The organism is Bradyrhizobium sp. MOS003 (genome assembly GCF_003020125.1).
Lineage (GTDB): Bacteria > Pseudomonadota > Alphaproteobacteria > Rhizobiales > Xanthobacteraceae > Bradyrhizobium.
The window spans coordinates 88,229-105,089 of sequence record NZ_PYFW01000005.1 but is presented as its reverse complement, the minus strand read 5'-3'; the positions used below and the strand labels follow the sequence as shown (position 1 = coordinate 105,089).

Genomic DNA, 16,861 nt, shown 5'->3' with positions numbered 1-16,861 from the left:
GTCGGATCGGGAGCCATCCGAGTTCAAGGCAAAAGCGGCGAACGATGGTTAACTTTCGGACAGAACAGCGTCACCCCAGCGCCAGCGGCGCGCCCCAGCATAGGCAGCCTTGTCGCGGCGAGGCACCCTCGTGATAGCGACACCGTCCTCGGTGCAGAGCTTGGCGGTGATCTCGGCCTTGCCGACATCCGGCGGCGCCAGCACGCGCGCGGCGCGCGTTGTGGGCGGCGTGCGGGTCAGGGCGACGTAGATGAAGCGCTCGTCCTCGAACGGCACGTCGGCGCCCTTGATCTGGCGATGGGCCTGCGAGCGCGGCAAACGCTGGCTGAAATGGCACCAGTCGGGCGCGATGAGCGGGCAGGGCTTTTCGTGCGGGCAGGGCGCGGCGACGTAAGCGCCCGCTGCGATGAGTTGCTGGCGCAGCGCGAGGATACGCGCATAGCCGGCCGGCGTGCCCGGCTCGATCACGATCAGGGCACGGCGCGCCTTGGCCCACATGGCGTCCGCGAGCTTGCGCTGATCGGCCTCGCCGAGCTCGCCGATGATGTAGCTGGCCACGACGAGATCGGCCCGCGCGACCTCGATGAGGTTGCCGCCGGCATCGCCGGGCAGATAACGGCACTCCGCCAGCCGCGAGCTGTCGCGTGCGAGTTCAAGCGCGAGCCGGCTTAGCGTGGCGTTGGCATCGAGCAGTGTAAAATCCTGCAGCGACGGAAACGCCTCGGCGGCGGCCCAACTCGCGGTGCCCGGGCCCGCGCCGACGTCAAGCAGCGTTTCCGGGGTAAGATTGGGCGCGATCTCGGTCAGCGCATTCAGGCTGGCCGCCACGGCCGCATAGGTCGCCGGCATGCGCGCGAGCGCATAGGCGAGGGCATCGGCATCGGACTTGATGGAGCCCGAGCCGCCGCCTGAGCGATAGGTGGTCGAGATCTTCTGCGAGCGCTGTGCGGCCTCGGTGCGCGAGAAGCCCTGAAGCTTGCCGTCGAGGGCGGCCTTGAGTTCAGCGGGAAGGGTGGGCGAGATCATGTTCGCCCACCGTCATTTCTGGGCCAGCCGTATCACGCCACGTTCTGGTCGAGAATGTCCACCGCCTCGGACAGGCTGACCGACACCAGCTGCGAGACGCCGCGTTCGGCCATGGTGACGCCGAACAGCCGGTTCATCCGCGCCATCGTGATCGGATTGTGCGTGATGATGATGAAGCGCGTATCGGTCGAGCTGGTCATCTCGTGCAGCAGGTTGCAGTACCGTTCGACGTTGTGGTCGTCGAGCGGCGCGTCGACTTCGTCCAGCACGCAGATCGGCGAAGGGTTGGTGAGGAACACCGCGAAGATCAGCGCCATAGCGGTCAGCGCCTGCTCGCCGCCCGAGAGCAGCGACAGCGTCTGCGGCTTCTTGCCCGGCGGTTTTGCGATGATTTCGAGGCCGGCTTCGAGCGGGTCATCGCTCTCGATCAGGTGCAGCGCGGCTTCGCCGCCGCCGAACAGCTCGACGAACAGGCGCTTGAAGTGGTTGTTGACGACCTCGAACGAGGTCAAGAGCCGCTCGCGCGCCTCCTTGTTGAGGCTCTGGATACCCTGGCGCAGCCGCTTGATGGCTTCGACCAGGTCGTCGCGCTCGGTGACCAGACCGTTATGCTGGGTCTCGACCTCGCGCAGCTCTTCCTCAGCGCGCAGATTGACGGCGCCGAGGCGCTCGCGGTCGCGGCGCATCTTTTCGAGGTCTTCCTCGATGTCGTGCAGCGGCGGCAGCTCCGCGCCGGGCTCGATCTCGGCCAGACCTGCGACGGCCTGCGGCTCGACTTCCAGCATGTCGCGGATCTCGCGCTCGATGTCCTCGAGCCGGCGCCGCGCGCCTTCCATGCGCTCCTCGGCACGGGCGGTGGCCTCGCGCGAGCTGGAGAGCGCCTCCAGCGTCAGCTTGGCGACGCGGTCGGTCTCGGCCATCGCGCTCTCCGCGGTAGCGAGCGCGTCGGCGGCCATGCGGCGGTCGTTCTCGGCGTATTCGATCTCGGTGATCAGCGCGCTGCGCTTTTCGGCGAACACGGCGGGCGCGTTTTCGAGCTCGCTGCGCTCGATCGTGAGCTCGGCGATGCGGGCCTGGATGGTGTCGATGTGGGAGGCCGCGCTCTCCTTGCGGTTCTGCCACTCCGTGCGTTCGGCCAGGATCGCCTGGACGCGGCGGTCGGCAAGCTCGGCCTCGCGCGCCAGCGCCTGCGCCTCGGCGCGGACCTGGGCCGCCATACGGCGATGGCCTTCGATGTCGCTGCGGACCGCGGCGAGGCGGGTTTCGGTGTCCTCGCTCGACGGCAGCTCGGAGATGCCGGCTTCGGCATATTCGTAGGCGGCCTCGGCCTCGGCGCGGTCGGCGGCGAGACGGCTGTGCGCTTCCGACAGCGTCGCCTTGCGCGCGGCGTGACGGCTGATCTCGCGCTCGGCGGTGGCGTGACGCTCGCGCGCGACATTGAGCTCGCGCTGCGCGGCGCGCCAGGCTTCACGGCTGGCGCCTTCGGTGCTCGCTGCCATCTGCAGCTCGGACTCGGCGTTCTCCAGGGCCTGACGCTTGATCTGTGCGTCGATGCGGGCCTGCTCCAGCTCGTTCTCGATGTCGACGAGACGGGCGCGCTCGGCGAGGCGCCGTGCGGCACCGGTCGGGGCGTGGGCTGCGGCGACGAAGCCGTCCCAGCGCCAGACGTCGCCTTCGGGCGAGACCAGCCGCTGGCCGGTCCTGAGTTGCGACACCAGCTCGGCGCCGCGCTCGCGCGGCACCACGCCGATCTGGGCCAGACGGCGCGTCAGCTCGGCCGGCGCCTGCACATGATTGGCGAGCGGCACGGCGCCTTCGGGCAGCTCCGGATCGCCGTCGGTGTGCCCGACATTGGTCCAGCGCATCGGCGCCGACGGATCGATTGGCGCATCGAGATCGTCGCCGAGCGCTGCGCCGATCGCCTTCTCAAAACCCTTGTCGACGGTGATGCCGTCGATGATCGGCGGCCACAGATTCTTGGTCTCGCCGTTGAGGATCTTGGAGATCGTGCGCGCCTCGGTTTCGAGCCGCTGCGCGCGCTTGTCGGCCTCGACCAGCGGCGAGCGCGAGGATTCCAGCGTCTGGCGCGCCGCGACGTGCGCGGCTTCGCTCGCCTGCGCTGCGGCTTCGGAAGCCGCGAGCGTCTCTTCCGCGGTTTCGACCAGCGCGGTCAGCTCGTCGAGATCGCCGAAGCCGCCGGTCTCGGCGGCAAGCTTCTGCTCTTCGGCCGCGACGTTCGCGATCTCCTGGTCGAGCCGGGCCAGCTTGTCGCGGTGGGTGCGGACGTTGGCCTCGAGCTGGTTGCGCTTGGCGGTGAGGTCGGCGAGCGCTGTGGTGAGTTCGGCGAATTGCTGTTCGGTTTCGGTCAGCACCGCCTCTGCTTCGCCGACGCGCTCGTCGACGCCGGAGCGCTTCTCGACGCGCGACTTGATCTCTTCCTTCAGCTCGGAATCTTCGCTGTCGAGCCGCTGCAGCGCGACGTCGGCGTCCATGGTCTGCTGCTGGGCGCGGGAGATGTCGCCTTCGAACTGGGCGAGGCGGCGCTCGAGCTCGGCGACGCGCTCCTTGGCGCGCTCCTCCTCGCGGTCGAGCAGCTCGCGGGCATTGGTGAGACGCTGCAGCCCGGCCGCGGCGCGCGCCTCGGCATCGCGCAGCGCCGGCATTTCGGCGGCGCGAATGGCCTGGATGCGGGCGGCTTCGGCCTGGTGCTGGGTACGCTCGGCCATCTCGCGCACCGCGAGATCGTGGGTCTGGCCGGATTCGTTGACGTCGGCATGGGCGCCGATCCAGCGCAGATGAAACAGCGTGGCTTCGGCTTTGCGGACCTTGGCCGCGACTTCGCGGTAGCGCACGGCCTGGCGAGCCTGCTTCTTCAGGCCTTCCATTTGGCCTGCGAGCTGGCCGATCACGTCCTCGACGCGGGTGAGGTTGGTTTCAGCCGCCTTCAGCCGCAGCTCGGCTTCGTGGCGACGGGCGTGCAGACCGGCGACACCAGCGGCGTCTTCCAGCACGCGGCGGCGCTGCTCGGGCTTGGCCTGGATGATCTCGCCGATCTTGCCCTGGTGGACGAGGGCGGGCGAACGCGCACCGGTGGCGGCGTCGGCGAACAGGATCTGCACGTCGCGGGCGCGCACGTCGCGGCCGTTGATGCGATAGACCGAGCCGGCCTCGCGCTCGATGCGGCGGGAGATTTCGAGCAGCTGGCTGTCGTTCATCGCCGCCGGCGCGGTGCGATCGGCATTGTCGATCGTCATCGTCACTTCGGCGTGGTTGCGCGCGGGACGGTTGCCGGAGCCGGCGAAGATCACCGCATCCATGTCGGCGGCGCGCAGCGACTTGTACGAAGTCTCGCCCATCGCCCAGCGCAGCGCCTCGACGAGATTCGACTTGCCGCAGCCGTTGGGTCCGACCACGCCGGTCAGGCCGGGCTCGATTACGAAGTCCGTGGGCTCAACGAAGGACTTGAAGCCGTGAAGGCGCAGGCGGGTGATTTTCATAAGCACGCATCTCTGTTGGCAGGCGCGAATCCCCCTGCCGGGACACTACCATGGAAGGCAATGCCGCTATCCGGGCGAGTCGCGCGAGGCGCCTCATGCGGCTGGACAATGGCCGCGGTGCGCCGCGAGGGCAACCGGCGAAAGCCGCTTTTCCCAAGGGATTTATGCCGGGAAAGATACGGCTTTCGAGATGCGAATCAGGATCTTGACGAGCGAATCAGCTCTTCAGCAGCGGATTGATCTTCTTGGCGAACTCCTCGAACGAGGTCTCGCCCTTGATCTTCTCGCCGTTGATGAAGAAGGTCGGCGTCGAATCCACCTTGAGCACGTCGCTGGCATATTTCTGGTCGGCGGCGATCTTGTCGAGCAGCGCCTGATCCTTCAGGCAGGCCTCGACCTGCTGCTGGGTGAGGCCGGCCTGTTTGCCGATCCGCGTCAGGGTCTCGGTGGTGTTCTTCACCACCCAGTCGTTCTGCTGGCGGAACAGCATGTCGGTGACCGCGAAGTATTTCGGTCCGTCGCCATTGGCGATGCAGCGCGACAGCATCGAGCCGGCGGCAGCTTTGATGTCGAGCGGGAACTCGCGGAAGATGTAACGCACCTTGCCGGTGTCGATGTATTCCTTCTTGATCTTCGGGAACACCTGCTCATTGAAGGCGGCGCAGTGCGGGCAGGTCATCGAGGCGTATTCGGTGATGGTGACGGCGGCGTCGTTGGGGCCGAGCGCCATGTCGGGCAGCGACACCGGCTTGGCGACGTCGCCGGCCGACTGCGCCATGGCCTCGGATATGAACTGCAGCGGCGAGAGCCCGGCGAGCGCGGCAAGCCCTGTCAGCGACAGCATCGTGGTGAAGGCGCGGCGGGTGATGATCACGGTCGGCTCCCGAATTGGCAAAAATGTCGCCCCAGGGGTCTATCAAGTTCCCGCCCAGGCGGTCTGTCGCTAGCTTGAAACGTAGCTTGAGGCAATGGCGAGCGGCGGAGGCGGGTCCAGATTGACCGCGAAATAAGGCTCAATTTCGCTTGATGGCGGCCCCCAGCCGCGCCAGCGCCGTCTTGAGTTGTTCATCTTCGATGTCGCCCAGGCTCTCCGCCACCTTGGCCACCGATTTGGGATCGGGCGGGCTCGGCCGCACCGGCCGCCTGACGCGCGACAGGGGAGCCTGGCGGAAGGCGAGCTTGCCGACCGCGCTCCAGCCGAAGAAACGGTTGACCCGCTCCAGGATGATGTCGGCGGAATGCTGGATTTCCAGCGCCATCGGCCCCTCCACCCGCAGCACCAGGGTCGCCGGTTCCTGCGGCTGGCCCTCTACCGGGCGCGGCCATTGCATCTTCAGGGGCTCGGCATGGGCGGCGATCTCGGGACCTGCAATCTGCGCCCACCGCGTCACCAGCTCGCGCGCCGCAAAGCCCTGCTTGGCATAGGCCTCGGCAAAAACGTCGTTGAGCAGGACGCCCAGCGGCTTGGCGCTGATGGGGCCGGGCTTTGGAGGGTATTTGGACATGGGGCCTTATAGCACTCTCGCGCGCGATCGGCAGGCTGGTCGTCGTCATGGCCTGGCTTGTCCCGGCCATCCACGTTCTTCCCTCGAAGAAAAACGTGGATGCCCGCGACGAGCGCGGGCAGGACGTGGAGAGATCGGCGGGAGGTCGTTACAGTAAAAACATGAACCCGAAATCTGCGCGTAAGGCCAAGTCGGAACCAGTTCAGTCGGCAGGTTCGGCTCGCCCCACCTTGCTGCTCCAATGGTACGACCGCCACCGCCGCCGATTACCCTGGCGGGCGGCGCCCGGCGAGACGTCGGACCCTTACCGCGTCTGGCTCTCGGAGATCATGCTGCAGCAGACCACGGTAAAGGCGGTCGGGCCTTATTTCGAAAAATTCGTCGCGCGCTGGCCGGATGTCACCGCGCTCGGACGCGCCTCGCAGGACGACGTGCTGCGGATGTGGGCCGGGCTCGGCTATTATTCGCGCGCGCGTAACCTGTACGCCTGCGCGGTCGCGGTGACGCGCGAGCAGGGCGGCAGCTTTCCCGACACCGAGGAGGGGCTGCGTGCGCTGCCGGGCATCGGGCCGTACACGGCGGCGGCGATTGCCGCCATCGCCTTCGATCGCCACACCATGCCGGTCGACGGCAATATCGAGCGCGTGGTGTCGCGGCTCTTTGCGGTTGAAGATGAACTCCCGCAGGCGAAACCCCTGGTACAGCAGCTGGCGGCGACGCTGCTTGCAAACTCCCGCGCCGGCGACAGCGCGCAGGCGCTGATGGATTTGGGGGCCTCGATCTGCACGCCGAAGAAGCCGGCTTGCTCGTTGTGTCCTCTGAACGAGGATTGCACGGCGCGCCTGCAGGGCACGCAGGAGACCTTTCCGCGCAAGGCACCGAAGAAGAGCGGAACGTTGCGGCGCGGAGCGGCCTTCGTCGTCACACGCGGCGAGGAGCTGCTGGTCCGCAGCCGGCCCGAAAAGGGCCTGCTCGGCGGTATGACCGAAGTGCCCGGCTCGGACTGGCTGGCCGGCCAGGACGACGCGGCGGCGAGGCTGCAGGCGCCAGCGCTGAAGGGGCTGTCGCGCTGGCAGCGCAAAATGGGCGTCGTCACCCACGTCTTTACGCATTTCCCGCTGGAGCTGGTGGTCTACACGGCGAAGGCTGTGGCCCGCACCCGCGCCCCCGCGGGCATGCGCTGGGTGCCGATCGCGACTCTTGCCGATGAGGCGCTACCCAATGTCATGCGCAAGGTGATCGCGCACGCCCTCGACTGAATTCAGGCGGCGCGCGCGGGGCGCTCGACCTCCGCCGGCATCAGGAAAGTACGATTCCGCCCGGATGTCTTTGCGACATAGAGGCCCTGGTCTGCGCGCTCGATTACATCCTGCACGTCGCGGTCGCTCTCGTCGAACAGTGCGAGCCCGACCGAAACGGTGATGGGAATAACGACATTGCCATGCGTCACTTTCGCGCCCCCAATAGATGTTCGGATGCGGTCGGCAAGTAATATGGCGGTCTCCTGATCGATCTCACGCAGCAGCACCACGAACTCCTCGCCGCCGAAGCGGGCCGCCTTGTCAGTGGTCCGGATCGACTGGCTGACGATCTCGGCGACGCGCTTGATGGCGTCGTCGCCGGCGGCATGGCCATGGGTGTCGTTGATCTTCTTGAAATGATCGATGTCGATCATCAGCGTCGCCATGTTGCGCTTGTAGCGGCGGGAGAACGCCACCGCGTCGTCGGCGACAGCGAGGAAAGACCGGCGGTTCATCAGTCCGGTCATAAAATCGGTTTCGGCGAGCTGGCGCAGCTTCAACATGTCTTCCTGGAGCTGCATTGCGTTCTCGGTCGCGCGCAACTCGGCTTCCTTTGTGCGCTCCTCGGCAAGGCCGATGCGGCGCAGCAGCGAACGCAACGCGCGAGAGAGCTGCACCACCTCGGCCGAACCGCTCTGTCGGGCCAGCATGGTCGGGCCGTGGACGCGTCCGATGCGGTCGGCCTCCCGCGTCAGGGCGATGATCGGGGCTGCGATCCTTCGCGAGACCACAACGGCCAGCGACAGCGCGATCAGCGCCGTCGCAGCGCCGATCGCCAAAATCATCTGCGCAGACGAGATCGCGGCCTTGAGCGCCACGCTCGCAGGCTGGGTCGCGGTGACGATCCAGTTCAGGCCCTGATAGTCGCGATGTCCCTTGCCGACGTGGAAAGCCGTCAGCATTTGCTCGCCATTCTCGGTTTCCCTGAATGTGCCGGCGCCGGCTCTCACGATGCGCGCGAGCTCATCGCCGCCGTAGCGGATGCTCTGTTTCTGCGGGCCCAGCAGGACCATGCCGCCCTTACTGAGGATCGACAGGGTCGCGTCGGCGTTGCCGTCATTGGCTTCGACGTCTTTGATCAAGCTGGTGGCCCAGTCCCAGTTCAGGTGACCGCCGAGCACGCCGAGCAGATCGCCATGGACGTCACGCACGGGGACGGCAATATCGACGAAGCGGTAGGGCTCGTTATTGGCGCGCTGCGCCAGTAGTGAAGAGAGCAGCACCGCCTCATGCACGTCACCGACAGCCATCCTTTCGAGCCCCTGCTTGAACCACGGGCGCTCGGCCACGGACTTGCCTTGCAGGAGGCCGCCGGTGGCGGCGACAACGTTGCCATTGACGTCGGCATAACCAATCCAGGCGAATTCAGAAAAAGAGCGCTGGAGGTTCTCCAGCGAACTGCGCAAAGCGGCCGGATCCCCCTGCCAATGCGTTTGCATCGGCTGCATCTCAGCGAACAGCTTCATCTCCTGTTGGCGCGTCGCCATGAACCGATCGAGCCGGCCTGAAGCCGTGGCGGCAGTCGCTGTCAGGCTGCTCTCGATGAGAGTGGCCGTGTTCCTATAGCTGATTAGTGCGGCGCCGGCTGCGAGCGTGCCGACGAGCACGACGGACATGACAGCCACGGCCGCAGCGATCTGCGTCCTGACGGTTAAGTGGTCTTCAATCGCGTGCAGGCGGTTTCCGACCTGCTGCAAGAGGGCTCGCATGAATAGGCTCCGGTTTCACCGTCGCGTATGCCATGTGGTACCTGCCAACCGCTTACCGGCGGATTGCCCAATTGGATCGTATTGAATCGGTCGTGAAGCCGCTTGGTTGATAATACCTAAAGCGCTGCATCGCTCGCGAAGTTCCGGTGTCCGCGGCATGCTGCGGCGCGGTGTCGCCTGCTGACATCAGGCTGTCAGCAGGCCTCAGCTATGACTGACCGGCAACGGAGCCCCGAATGGTCAAGACTGCGCTCGACAATTTTCCAAGGCCGCCCTGCGCCGAATTGCTGGGATGGCGTCTCCTCGATGCCCGCCCCGAGGAGGGCTGGATCAAGCTCGGTTTCGAGGGCAAGCCGGAGTTCTGCAATCCGGCCGGCTTCATCCAGGGCGGCATGCTCTCGGCCATGCTCGACGACACCATGGGCCCGGCGGTGCTGGTGATGAGCGAGGGCCGGCTCTACACCTCGACGATCAGCATGACGGTGAATTTCCTCAGCCCCGCGAAACCCGGTCCGATCGTCGGCGAGGCGAAGGTGACGCAGCTCGGCAGGACGATTGCCTTCGTCGAGGCCAAGCTGATGGCTGAAGACGGCACGGTGCTGGCAACGGCAAGCGCGAGCGAGCGATTGCTGGAGGCGGCGCGGGTGGTGCGGTAAAGCGGGCACCCGTCTCTCACTCCCTCGCCCCGTTCTTGCGGGGAGAGGTGAAGAGGGAGCCCGCGGCTTTGTAAGTGTTAGCCCGCGCGCGCGCCCGCACTCACGATCGGCGGTTTCGCATTCAGCGCCTCGACCTGGAATCCCGCGACGCGCTTGTAGTTCGCTGCGATGTTCTCCAGCTCTTGCTGCGACAGCACGTCGGTGACGACCTTGTAGCCGTCGGGCGCGCGTTCCTCGACGAGTTGCATGACCTGCTCGGGGCCGTTCTTGCGGTTGAGCAGGACGAGGTCGGTGGTCGCGGGCCTCCGCTCGGCCTCGTAGGCGAGCAGCGCCGCCTGCGTCGGGCCGTGCGCGAGGATTTCGCGCGTAATGGTCCGGGCATCGAGGATGGCCTGCGAGGCGCCGTTCGAGCCGATCGGGTACATCGGGTGCGCGGCATCGCCCATCAGCGTGACCTTGCCGAAGGTCCATTGCGAGACCGGATCGCGGTCGACCAGCGGATATTCATAGGCGTGCGGGCAGTTTCTGATGAGGCCGGGCACGTCGAGCCAGTCGAATTGCCAGTTCTCGAACCAGGGCAGGAACTCTTCCAGGCGGGCGGTGCGGTTATAGTCCTCGCGCCGCCATTGATAGGTCGGCGGCATATGGCGTTCGGCGACCCAGTTGATCAGATGGTTGCCCGCTGCATCCGGCGCCTTGCTGATGGGATAGCAGACGAATTTCAGGATCTCATGGCCGGCCATGATCATGGTGCGGCCAGTCAGGAAGGCCTTGGACGGCGTGACGCCGCGCCAGAGGATGCGGCCGTTCCAGATCGGCGGACCTTCACCCGGATACAGCTTTTCGCGCACGGCGGAATGGATGCCGTCAGCGGCGATCAGGATCGCGCCGTCGTAGGTCCCGGCGGCCTTGCCGGTCGCCTTGTCGATGAAGTCGGCGCGCACGCCGCTCGCGGTTTCGGTCCAACCGGTCAGATGATGGCTGGTGAGGATGTTGCCTCGGCCGAGCCGCTCTATCGCGGTGTCCAGCAGGATCTGCTGGAGGGTGCCGCGATGGATCGAGAATTGCGGCCATTTGTAACCGGCGTCAAGCCCGCGCGGCTCGCTCCAGATCGGCTTGCCGTGCTTGGAGAAATAGGCGAGCTCGCGCGTCCTCACGCCGCTGGCATCGAGCTTGTCCAGCAGCCCGAGCTCGATCAGCTCGCGGACCGCATGCGGCAGCACGTTGATGCCGACGCCGAGCGGCTTCAGTTCGGTGACGCTCTCGAACACTTTCACGGGAACGCCGGCTCCGTGCAGGCTGAGCGCGAGCGTCAAGCCGCCGATGCCGCCACCGGCGATGAGTACCGTCATGACAAAATCCCCCCTCGATTCAAGGCGTCTTCGCACAGCCGGGCGGCGGTGGGCAACTGCGAAGACGTCCCCTATGGACGGCGCGGCTGAGGGCCGTTAACCTCCGATTTTCCCCATGAGGTCCGACATGCTCAAGCTCTACTACGCGACCGGCACCTGCGCGCTCGCCACCTACATCACCCTGGAGGAGGCCGGCGCCGACTACACGGCCGAACGGCTGAGCTTCAAGGACAACCAGCAGAACAGCCCGGACTATCTCAAGATCAACCCGAAGGGCCGCGTGCCGGCGCTGGTGACCGATCGGGGCGTCCTCACCGAGACGCCGGCGATGCTGGCTTACGTCGCCCAGACCTTCCCGAAGGCGAAGCTCGCGCCGCTCGATGATCCCTTCGATTTCGCCCAGGTGCAGTCCCTCAACTCGTATCTGTGCTCGACCGTGCACATCAACCATGCCCACAAGATGCGCGGCGCGCGCTGGGCGGCGCAGGAGAGCTCGTTCGCAGACATGAAGGCGATGGTGCCGAAGACCATGGCGGCCTGCTTTGCCCTGATGGAGCAGAAGATGTTCAGGGGACCCTGGGCGATGGGCGAACAGTACACGATCTGCGATCCCTATCTCTACACGCTCTCCACCTGGCTCGAAGGCGACAGCGTCGACATCAACGCCACGCCGAAGATTGCCGACCATTTCAAGCGCATGTCGGATCGTCCCGCGGTGGCGAAGGTGATGGCCGCGCAGAAGGCGTAGGAGAACCCGACTCTAGTAGGGGGCAAAGGCGCAAAGCGCCGTGCCCACCATTTCTCGCCAGCGGTGACAAGTGGGGGGCACGCTCCGCTTTGCCCACCCTACGTGAGTTTGCCCTTGGCTTGCTCCAATTCCCGCCCCGTCTCCAGCATCAGCCGCCGCAGCCAGATCGAGCCCGGGTCCATCTGGGCGCGGGTTGGGTAAAACATGAACTGCTCGTCGATCCCGGGGTCGAGCGGCGGCGTGACCGTGGCGAGGCCGAGCTGCTTCGACAGCGCTGCGATCAGCCGGCGCGGCACGAAGGCGACGAGATCGGTGCGGGCGGCGACGTGCAGCGCTTCGAGATAGCCCGGCACGACCAGCGAGATGTGCCGCTCGATGCCCTTGCTGCGCAGCCAGGTGTCGATCAAATCCTCGGGCTGGCCACGAATGATCACGCCGACATGGCGCGCGGCCAGGAAGGTTTCGCGCCGCTTCAGCTTCGCAGCCATCGGATGGCCGCGCCGCACCGCCAGCGCGTCGCTGTCGGTGTAGAGCAACTGGCGGTGAAAGCCTTTGAAGGCGTTGCCGATCGAGATTACCAGATCGATCGTGCGTGCGAACTCGGCGTGGAAGATCGTAGGACCCCGCCATGGCACGACGTCGATGCGGACGTTGGGCGCTAGCCGCGTCACCTTCTCCATCAAGGGCGGCATCAGCAGCTCGACCGCGAGATCCGGCATCATCAGGCGGAATTGCCGCTCGCTGCGCGGGGCATCGAATTCGTCGGGCACGAACAGCCCGCGCACCTGATCGAGCGCCTGTGCCAGCGGCGCGCGCAGCGCCTGCGCCCGCGGCGTCAGCTCCATGTGCGCACCGGTGCGCACCAGCAGCGGGTCGCCAAAGATGTTGCGCAGGCGCTGGAGCGCGTGGCTCGCGGCCGGCTGTGACAGACCGATCCTCAGGGCGGCGCGGCTGACATTGGCCTCGCGCAGCAGCGCGTCGAGTGCGGTCAGCAGGTTCAGGTCGAGCGAATTCAAATTCATGGGTCGAATAGATATCATATTCGCTATTGATTTGAAGAATGACCATTCCCCCGCGATGATCTCCGTGTTGCCATCAAACGGAGATGCCGCCATGAGCGCGAGCGCCAACAAGAAACTGATGCAGGACATTTTCGCCGCGGCTGCCGATCCGGATCCGGCCGCGCGGGACCGCGCCCTCTTTACCTCAAGCCTTGCCGACGACGCCCGATGGGTCGTGACCGGTCAGTATTCCTGGTCGAGGACCTTTTCGGGCAAGCAGTCGATCCTCAACGATCTGCACGCCTATGTGCGCACCCGCCTGGTCGACCGGACCCGCACTGTCGCCCACCGCTTCATCGCCGATGGCGACGTCGTCGTGGTGGAAGCCAAGGGCGACAACGTCACGCCGGAGGGCGTCCGCTACGACAACGACTACTGTCTGGTGTTTCGTCTCGAGGGCGGCAAGATCAAGGAGATCCGGGAATACTGCGACTCGATCCTGACTGAGAAGGCACTCGGGCCCTTTCCGCAGACAGCCGCGAGGGCCGCGAGCTGACCGGATTGCACCGCGTCGCGTCCGCCGGCCGGTCCTGTTCGTCACAGCCGGCGATGGTCATGCGGGCCTGGCGGACGCTTGTGGACATCGTGCGGGTCCGGCGGGAGCGGTCCCGGGCCCGGTATCAGCTCGCAGCCATGACCGAACGGGAGCTGCTGGACTGCGGCATGACCAGGTCCGAAATCGAATACGAGTTGAGTAAGCCCCGTCGGCAGCGGTAGGGCGCCGCCGCCGTTTTCCGGCTCTGGGTGGGAACCTTTGGGTTTCCCCCGGCGTTTGGTCCGTTCCGGGGCAATCGCGCCCCCGGCATGCGCGCGTTGGGAAATCTATGCTGGCTGGGGCTTCGGACGTTTCGACACATGTGGGCCGTAGCTTCCCCGGACTCCGCGAAAGACTAAGAGATGCCACTGCGGTTGCGCACCGGGACCTCGATGCGCAGCTGACGTCGTTCCATCTCGCCACCTTGTCCGGCTACCGTCGTTTTCTGCAAGCCAGTGCGGGCGCGCTTTTGCCGCTGGAGGCGGCGCTCGTCGAGGCGGGCGTTGCCAGAATGTTTCAGGATTGGCCGGAGCGGTCACGCAGCGCAGCGATTGCGGCTGATCTCGGCCGGCTTGGGAGCGCCGCGCAATCCACGGTGTCGGTGCGGCCCCTGACACGAAGCGGCGTGCTCGGCACGATGTATGTGCTGGAGGGCTCCCGGCTCGGCGCCAAATTCCTGCTCAAGGCGGTCGCTGACGCTGCAGACCCGCGCATCGGTAAGGCCACGGACTATCTCAGCCATGGTGCGGGCCAGCGGCTCTGGCAGAGCTTCCTGGCGAAGCTTGGAGCCGAAGACGCCTGCGACGACGAAGCGATCGAGGCGGCAGGCGCGGCCTTCGCCGCGTTCGAGCAGGCGGCGGACCGCGCATGAGCGAGGCGGTCAATCTCACCAATTGCGATCGCGAGCCGATCCACATTCCCGGCAGCGTGCAGCCGTACGGTTTTCTGCTCACCGTGCTCTCCGATTTCACGATCTGCATGGCGTCCGAGAATGCCGGCAGCTTCCTCGGAAGCGACGTGGCCGATCTGCTCCAGCAGCCCCTGTCGAGGGTTTTCTCCGAAGCCGCCGTCGAGACCATCCGCCGCCATGTCGACCATTTGAGCGGGCCGGATGCGACCGAGCGCCTGTTCGGCGTCGAGCTCCTGACCGGCAAACCGCTTTACGATCTCGCGATCCATTTCTCCGGGGTCTATCTCGTGATCGAGGCAGAGCCCAGCGTCGACGAGCCCGGTGTCAATTCCGGTGAGCTCGTCCGCCTGATGCTCGAGCGCATCCGCAAGACGCGCGGCATGAGTGAGCTTGCCCGCGAAGCCGCGCGCCAGCTCAAGGTGCTCACCGGCTTCGACCGGGTCATGGTCTATCAGTTTCACCCGGACGGGTCAGGCGAGGTCATCGCCGAGACCGCGGAAACCGGGCGAATCCTTCCTCGGCCTGCATTATCCGGCGTCCGACATTCCACGGCAGGCCCGCATCCTCTATCAGCGCAACTGGCTGCGCATCATCGCCGACATCAACGCCAGGCCCGCTGCGCTGGTCTCTACACCCACGCACAATGCCGGTCTGCTCGACCTCTCGATGAGCGTGCTGCGATCGGTTTCGCCGATCCACATTGAATATCTGCGAAACATGGGCGTCGCCGCGTCGATGTCGGTGTCGATCCTGCGCGACGGCAAGTTGTGGGGCCTGTTCGCCTGCCATCATTACTCGCCGCGCTACATCTCGTTCGAGAAGCGCACCGCGGCCGAGCTGTTCGGACAGATGTTCTCCTGGATCGTCGAGGGACGCGAGCGCGAGGGCGATGTCGCCTACGAGGCGCGAGCTCACCAGGTTCAGGAGCGCTTGATCGAGATCGCGGCCTCACACGAGCACAGCCGGCGCGCGGTCGTCGATTTTCTCAGCGATTACCGCAAGATGATCGCGTGCCACGGCGTCGCGGTCTGGTCCGACAACAAGATTTCGCTCGAGGGAGACACGCCCACCGAAGACGAGGTGAAGGATCTCGTCGCCTTCATCAACCGGACCTCGCCGGGCCGGATCTTTGCCAGCGCCGAGATCGCCAAGGTCTATGCCGCCGGCCAAGCCTTTCGCGACCGCGCGGCGGGTTTTCTCGCCATTCCCATCTCCCGGACACCGCGCGACTGCCTAGTCTTCTTCCGGCGCGAGGTCACGCGCTTCGTGAACTGGGCCGGCGCTCCCGACAAGGTCTATGACGAAGGTCCGAATGGGCCCCGCCTGACGCCGCGCAAGAGCTTCGAGCTCTGGCAGGAGACGGTGGCGGGGCAATCGAAGCCGTGGTCGTCTGCCGACATCCGCATCGCCGAGAGCCTGCGCGTCACGCTACTGGAGGTGATCCTGCAATTGTCCGACCTCGCCGCGCGCGAGCGCCGCGGCGCGCAGGAGCGGCAGGAGCTGATGATCGCCGAGCTCAATCACCGCGTTCGTAACATCCTGAGCCTGGTCCGCGCGCTGGTGGCGCAAAGCAAGGATACGGCGACGAGCGTGGAGGAGTTTGCGAGCGTCCTTGGCGGTCGCATCCAGGCGCTGGCCCGCGCCCACGACCAGATTACCAATCTGAACTGGGCCCCGGTGGCGCTGCGAACCCTGCTCGAATCCGAGGCCGGAGCCTATCTCGGGGCGCGCGCAGGGCGGGTGAAAATGGGCGGGCCGGACGTCGCGCTCGATCCCAAGGCGTTCTCCACGCTGGCTCTCGTCGTCCACGAAATGATGACCAATTCCGCCAAATATGGCGCGCTCGCCGATTCCACCGGCAGCGTCGAGGTGGTCTGGCGCCTCGATCCCTCGTCCAGCCTCGTGATCGAATGGAAGGAAAGCGGCGGGCCGCCGGTGCAGCCGCCGTCGCGGCGCGGCTTCGGCACCACGATCATCGAGCGCTCGGTGCCGTTCGATCTCAAGGGCGACGCGGAAATCCGCTTCGACCTTCTGGGCGTCCAGGCGACGTTCGTGATTCCCGCCAATTACGTCGAACTGATGCCGGCGATAGCAGGAGCAGCCATGCGAGTTGAGGAAAAGCAATCCGACCGTCCGCGGATCTCCGAAACCGCGCTGATCGTCGAGGATAATCTGATCATCGCGATGGCGGCAGAGGTCATTCTGCTCGATCTCGGCGCGCGCCACGTCGACACCGCCGCGTCGGTGGACCAGGCGCTACGTTCGATCGAGCGCACCCGACCCAACTTCGCACTGCTCGATCTCAATCTCGGCAACGAGAGCAGCATCAAGGTGGCGCAGAAGCTGAAAGAGATTGGCGTACCCTTCATCTTCGCAACCGGCTATGGCGAGCGCGCGCCGATCCCGGAACAGCTGGCCGACGCGCCGGTCGTTCAGAAGCCCTACACGCTGGAAGTGGTCGAGCACGCGCTCGGCAAATTGCAGAAGGCCCGTGCCTCATGAAGGTCGCCGGACTCTATGCATGCCGCTGCGGATCCTTTGCATAACTTCGCATAGCTGCC

Annotated in this window: 13 protein-coding genes and 1 pseudogene; 7 read left to right on the top strand and 7 right to left on the bottom strand. The window is 66.0% G+C overall.

What is annotated here, in order from left to right:
• Positions 1 to 48: 48 nt before the first annotated feature.
• From C7G42_RS22635 to C7G42_RS22620, 4 genes are all read right to left on the bottom strand, one after another.
• Positions 49 to 1,026, bottom strand: coding sequence for a small ribosomal subunit Rsm22 family protein (locus C7G42_RS22635; protein ID WP_106951164.1), 978 nt, complete (start codon positions 1,024 to 1,026; stop codon positions 49 to 51).
• Between the two features lie 32 nt (positions 1,027 to 1,058).
• Positions 1,059 to 4,523 (bottom strand): chromosome segregation protein SMC, encoded by a 3,465-nt coding sequence (gene smc, locus C7G42_RS22630; protein WP_106951163.1) that lies wholly within the window; start codon positions 4,521 to 4,523, stop codon positions 1,059 to 1,061.
• 217 nt (positions 4,524 to 4,740) lie between these two features.
• Positions 4,741 to 5,397: a DsbA family protein gene (locus tag C7G42_RS22625; protein ID WP_106951162.1), complete on the bottom strand. Its 657-nt coding sequence runs from the start codon at positions 5,395 to 5,397 to the stop codon at positions 4,741 to 4,743.
• Positions 5,398 to 5,536: 139 nt separating this feature from the next.
• Entirely contained in the window at positions 5,537 to 6,028 is a 492-nt protein-coding gene (locus tag C7G42_RS22620; RefSeq protein WP_106951451.1) for a DUF721 domain-containing protein, read from the bottom strand.
• A 161-nt stretch (positions 6,029 to 6,189) separates the two neighbouring features.
• Here C7G42_RS22620 and mutY point away from each other — a divergent pair, with 161 nt between their 5' ends.
• Positions 6,190 to 7,287: an A/G-specific adenine glycosylase gene (gene mutY, locus C7G42_RS22615; RefSeq protein WP_199581078.1), complete on the top strand. Its 1,098-nt coding sequence runs from the start codon at positions 6,190 to 6,192 to the stop codon at positions 7,285 to 7,287.
• A gap of 2 nt (positions 7,288 to 7,289) precedes the next feature.
• Here the strand turns inward: mutY and C7G42_RS22610 are convergent, their stop codons facing one another.
• On the bottom strand, positions 7,290 to 9,038 hold the full coding sequence (locus C7G42_RS22610; RefSeq protein ID WP_106951160.1) for a sensor domain-containing diguanylate cyclase: 1,749 nt from the start codon (positions 9,036 to 9,038) through the stop codon (positions 7,290 to 7,292).
• A 236-nt stretch (positions 9,039 to 9,274) separates the two neighbouring features.
• Between C7G42_RS22610 and C7G42_RS22605 the strand changes: the two genes are divergently transcribed.
• Positions 9,275 to 9,694: a PaaI family thioesterase gene (locus C7G42_RS22605; protein ID WP_106951159.1), complete on the top strand. Its 420-nt coding sequence runs from the start codon at positions 9,275 to 9,277 to the stop codon at positions 9,692 to 9,694.
• A gap of 77 nt (positions 9,695 to 9,771) precedes the next feature.
• Here C7G42_RS22605 and C7G42_RS22600 read toward each other — a convergent pair whose 3' ends face one another.
• Positions 9,772 to 11,046, bottom strand: coding sequence for a flavin-dependent oxidoreductase (locus C7G42_RS22600; protein WP_106951158.1), 1,275 nt, complete (start codon positions 11,044 to 11,046; stop codon positions 9,772 to 9,774).
• Between the two features lie 127 nt (positions 11,047 to 11,173).
• Here C7G42_RS22600 and C7G42_RS22595 point away from each other — a divergent pair, with 127 nt between their 5' ends.
• Entirely contained in the window at positions 11,174 to 11,794 is a 621-nt protein-coding gene (locus C7G42_RS22595; protein ID WP_094975708.1) for a glutathione S-transferase family protein, read from the top strand.
• Between the two features lie 98 nt (positions 11,795 to 11,892).
• On the opposite strand, the gene C7G42_RS22590 is transcribed toward C7G42_RS22595, so the two are convergent.
• Positions 11,893 to 12,816, bottom strand: coding sequence for a LysR family transcriptional regulator (locus C7G42_RS22590; RefSeq protein WP_106951157.1), 924 nt, complete (start codon positions 12,814 to 12,816; stop codon positions 11,893 to 11,895).
• 91 nt (positions 12,817 to 12,907) lie between these two features.
• Here C7G42_RS22590 and C7G42_RS22585 point away from each other — a divergent pair, with 91 nt between their 5' ends.
• The 4 genes and pseudogenes from C7G42_RS22585 to C7G42_RS22570 all read left to right on the top strand — a co-directional run bounded on the left by C7G42_RS22585 (position 12,908) and on the right by C7G42_RS22570 (position 16,802).
• Positions 12,908 to 13,351 carry a nuclear transport factor 2 family protein gene (locus C7G42_RS22585; RefSeq protein ID WP_199581077.1) on the top strand — a complete coding sequence of 148 codons (444 nt, stop codon included), beginning with the start codon at positions 12,908 to 12,910 and terminating at the stop codon, positions 13,349 to 13,351.
• 53 nt (positions 13,352 to 13,404) lie between these two features.
• Positions 13,405 to 13,572, top strand: a complete 168-nt coding sequence (locus tag C7G42_RS36155) for a YjiS-like domain-containing protein (protein ID WP_106951155.1) — start codon at positions 13,405 to 13,407, stop codon at positions 13,570 to 13,572.
• Positions 13,573 to 13,679: 107 nt separating this feature from the next.
• Positions 13,680 to 14,261, top strand: coding sequence for a biliverdin-producing heme oxygenase (locus C7G42_RS22575; protein WP_106951154.1), 582 nt, complete (start codon positions 13,680 to 13,682; stop codon positions 14,259 to 14,261).
• Positions 14,258 to 16,802 (top strand): annotated as a pseudogene (locus C7G42_RS22570) (HWE histidine kinase domain-containing protein). The gene C7G42_RS22575 and the pseudogene C7G42_RS22570 overlap by 4 nt, the downstream one beginning before the upstream one ends.
• The last annotated feature ends 59 nt before the right edge of the window (positions 16,803 to 16,861 follow it).

Coding starts and splice junctions, on each gene's coding strand:
- C7G42_RS22600 (WP_106951158.1), bottom strand. CDS start 11,046: ATGACGGTACTCATCGCCGGTGGCGGCATCGGCGGCTTGACGCTCGCG.
- C7G42_RS22595 (WP_094975708.1), top strand. CDS start 11,174: ATGCTCAAGCTCTACTACGCGACCGGCACCTGCGCGCTCGCCACCTAC.
- C7G42_RS22635 (WP_106951164.1), bottom strand. CDS start 1,026: ATGATCTCGCCCACCCTTCCCGCTGAACTCAAGGCCGCCCTCGACGGC.
- C7G42_RS22620 (WP_106951451.1), bottom strand. CDS start 6,028: ATGTCCAAATACCCTCCAAAGCCCGGCCCCATCAGCGCCAAGCCGCTG.
- C7G42_RS22585 (WP_199581077.1), top strand. CDS start 12,908: ATGAGCGCGAGCGCCAACAAGAAACTGATGCAGGACATTTTCGCCGCG.
- C7G42_RS22590 (WP_106951157.1), bottom strand. CDS start 12,816: ATGAATTTGAATTCGCTCGACCTGAACCTGCTGACCGCACTCGACGCG.
- C7G42_RS22605 (WP_106951159.1), top strand. CDS start 9,275: ATGGTCAAGACTGCGCTCGACAATTTTCCAAGGCCGCCCTGCGCCGAA.
- C7G42_RS36155 (WP_106951155.1), top strand. CDS start 13,405: ATGGTCATGCGGGCCTGGCGGACGCTTGTGGACATCGTGCGGGTCCGG.
- mutY (WP_199581078.1), top strand. CDS start 6,190: ATGAACCCGAAATCTGCGCGTAAGGCCAAGTCGGAACCAGTTCAGTCG.
- C7G42_RS22610 (WP_106951160.1), bottom strand. CDS start 9,038: ATGCGAGCCCTCTTGCAGCAGGTCGGAAACCGCCTGCACGCGATTGAA.
- C7G42_RS22575 (WP_106951154.1), top strand. CDS start 13,680: ATGCTGGCTGGGGCTTCGGACGTTTCGACACATGTGGGCCGTAGCTTC.
- smc (WP_106951163.1), bottom strand. CDS start 4,523: ATGAAAATCACCCGCCTGCGCCTTCACGGCTTCAAGTCCTTCGTTGAG.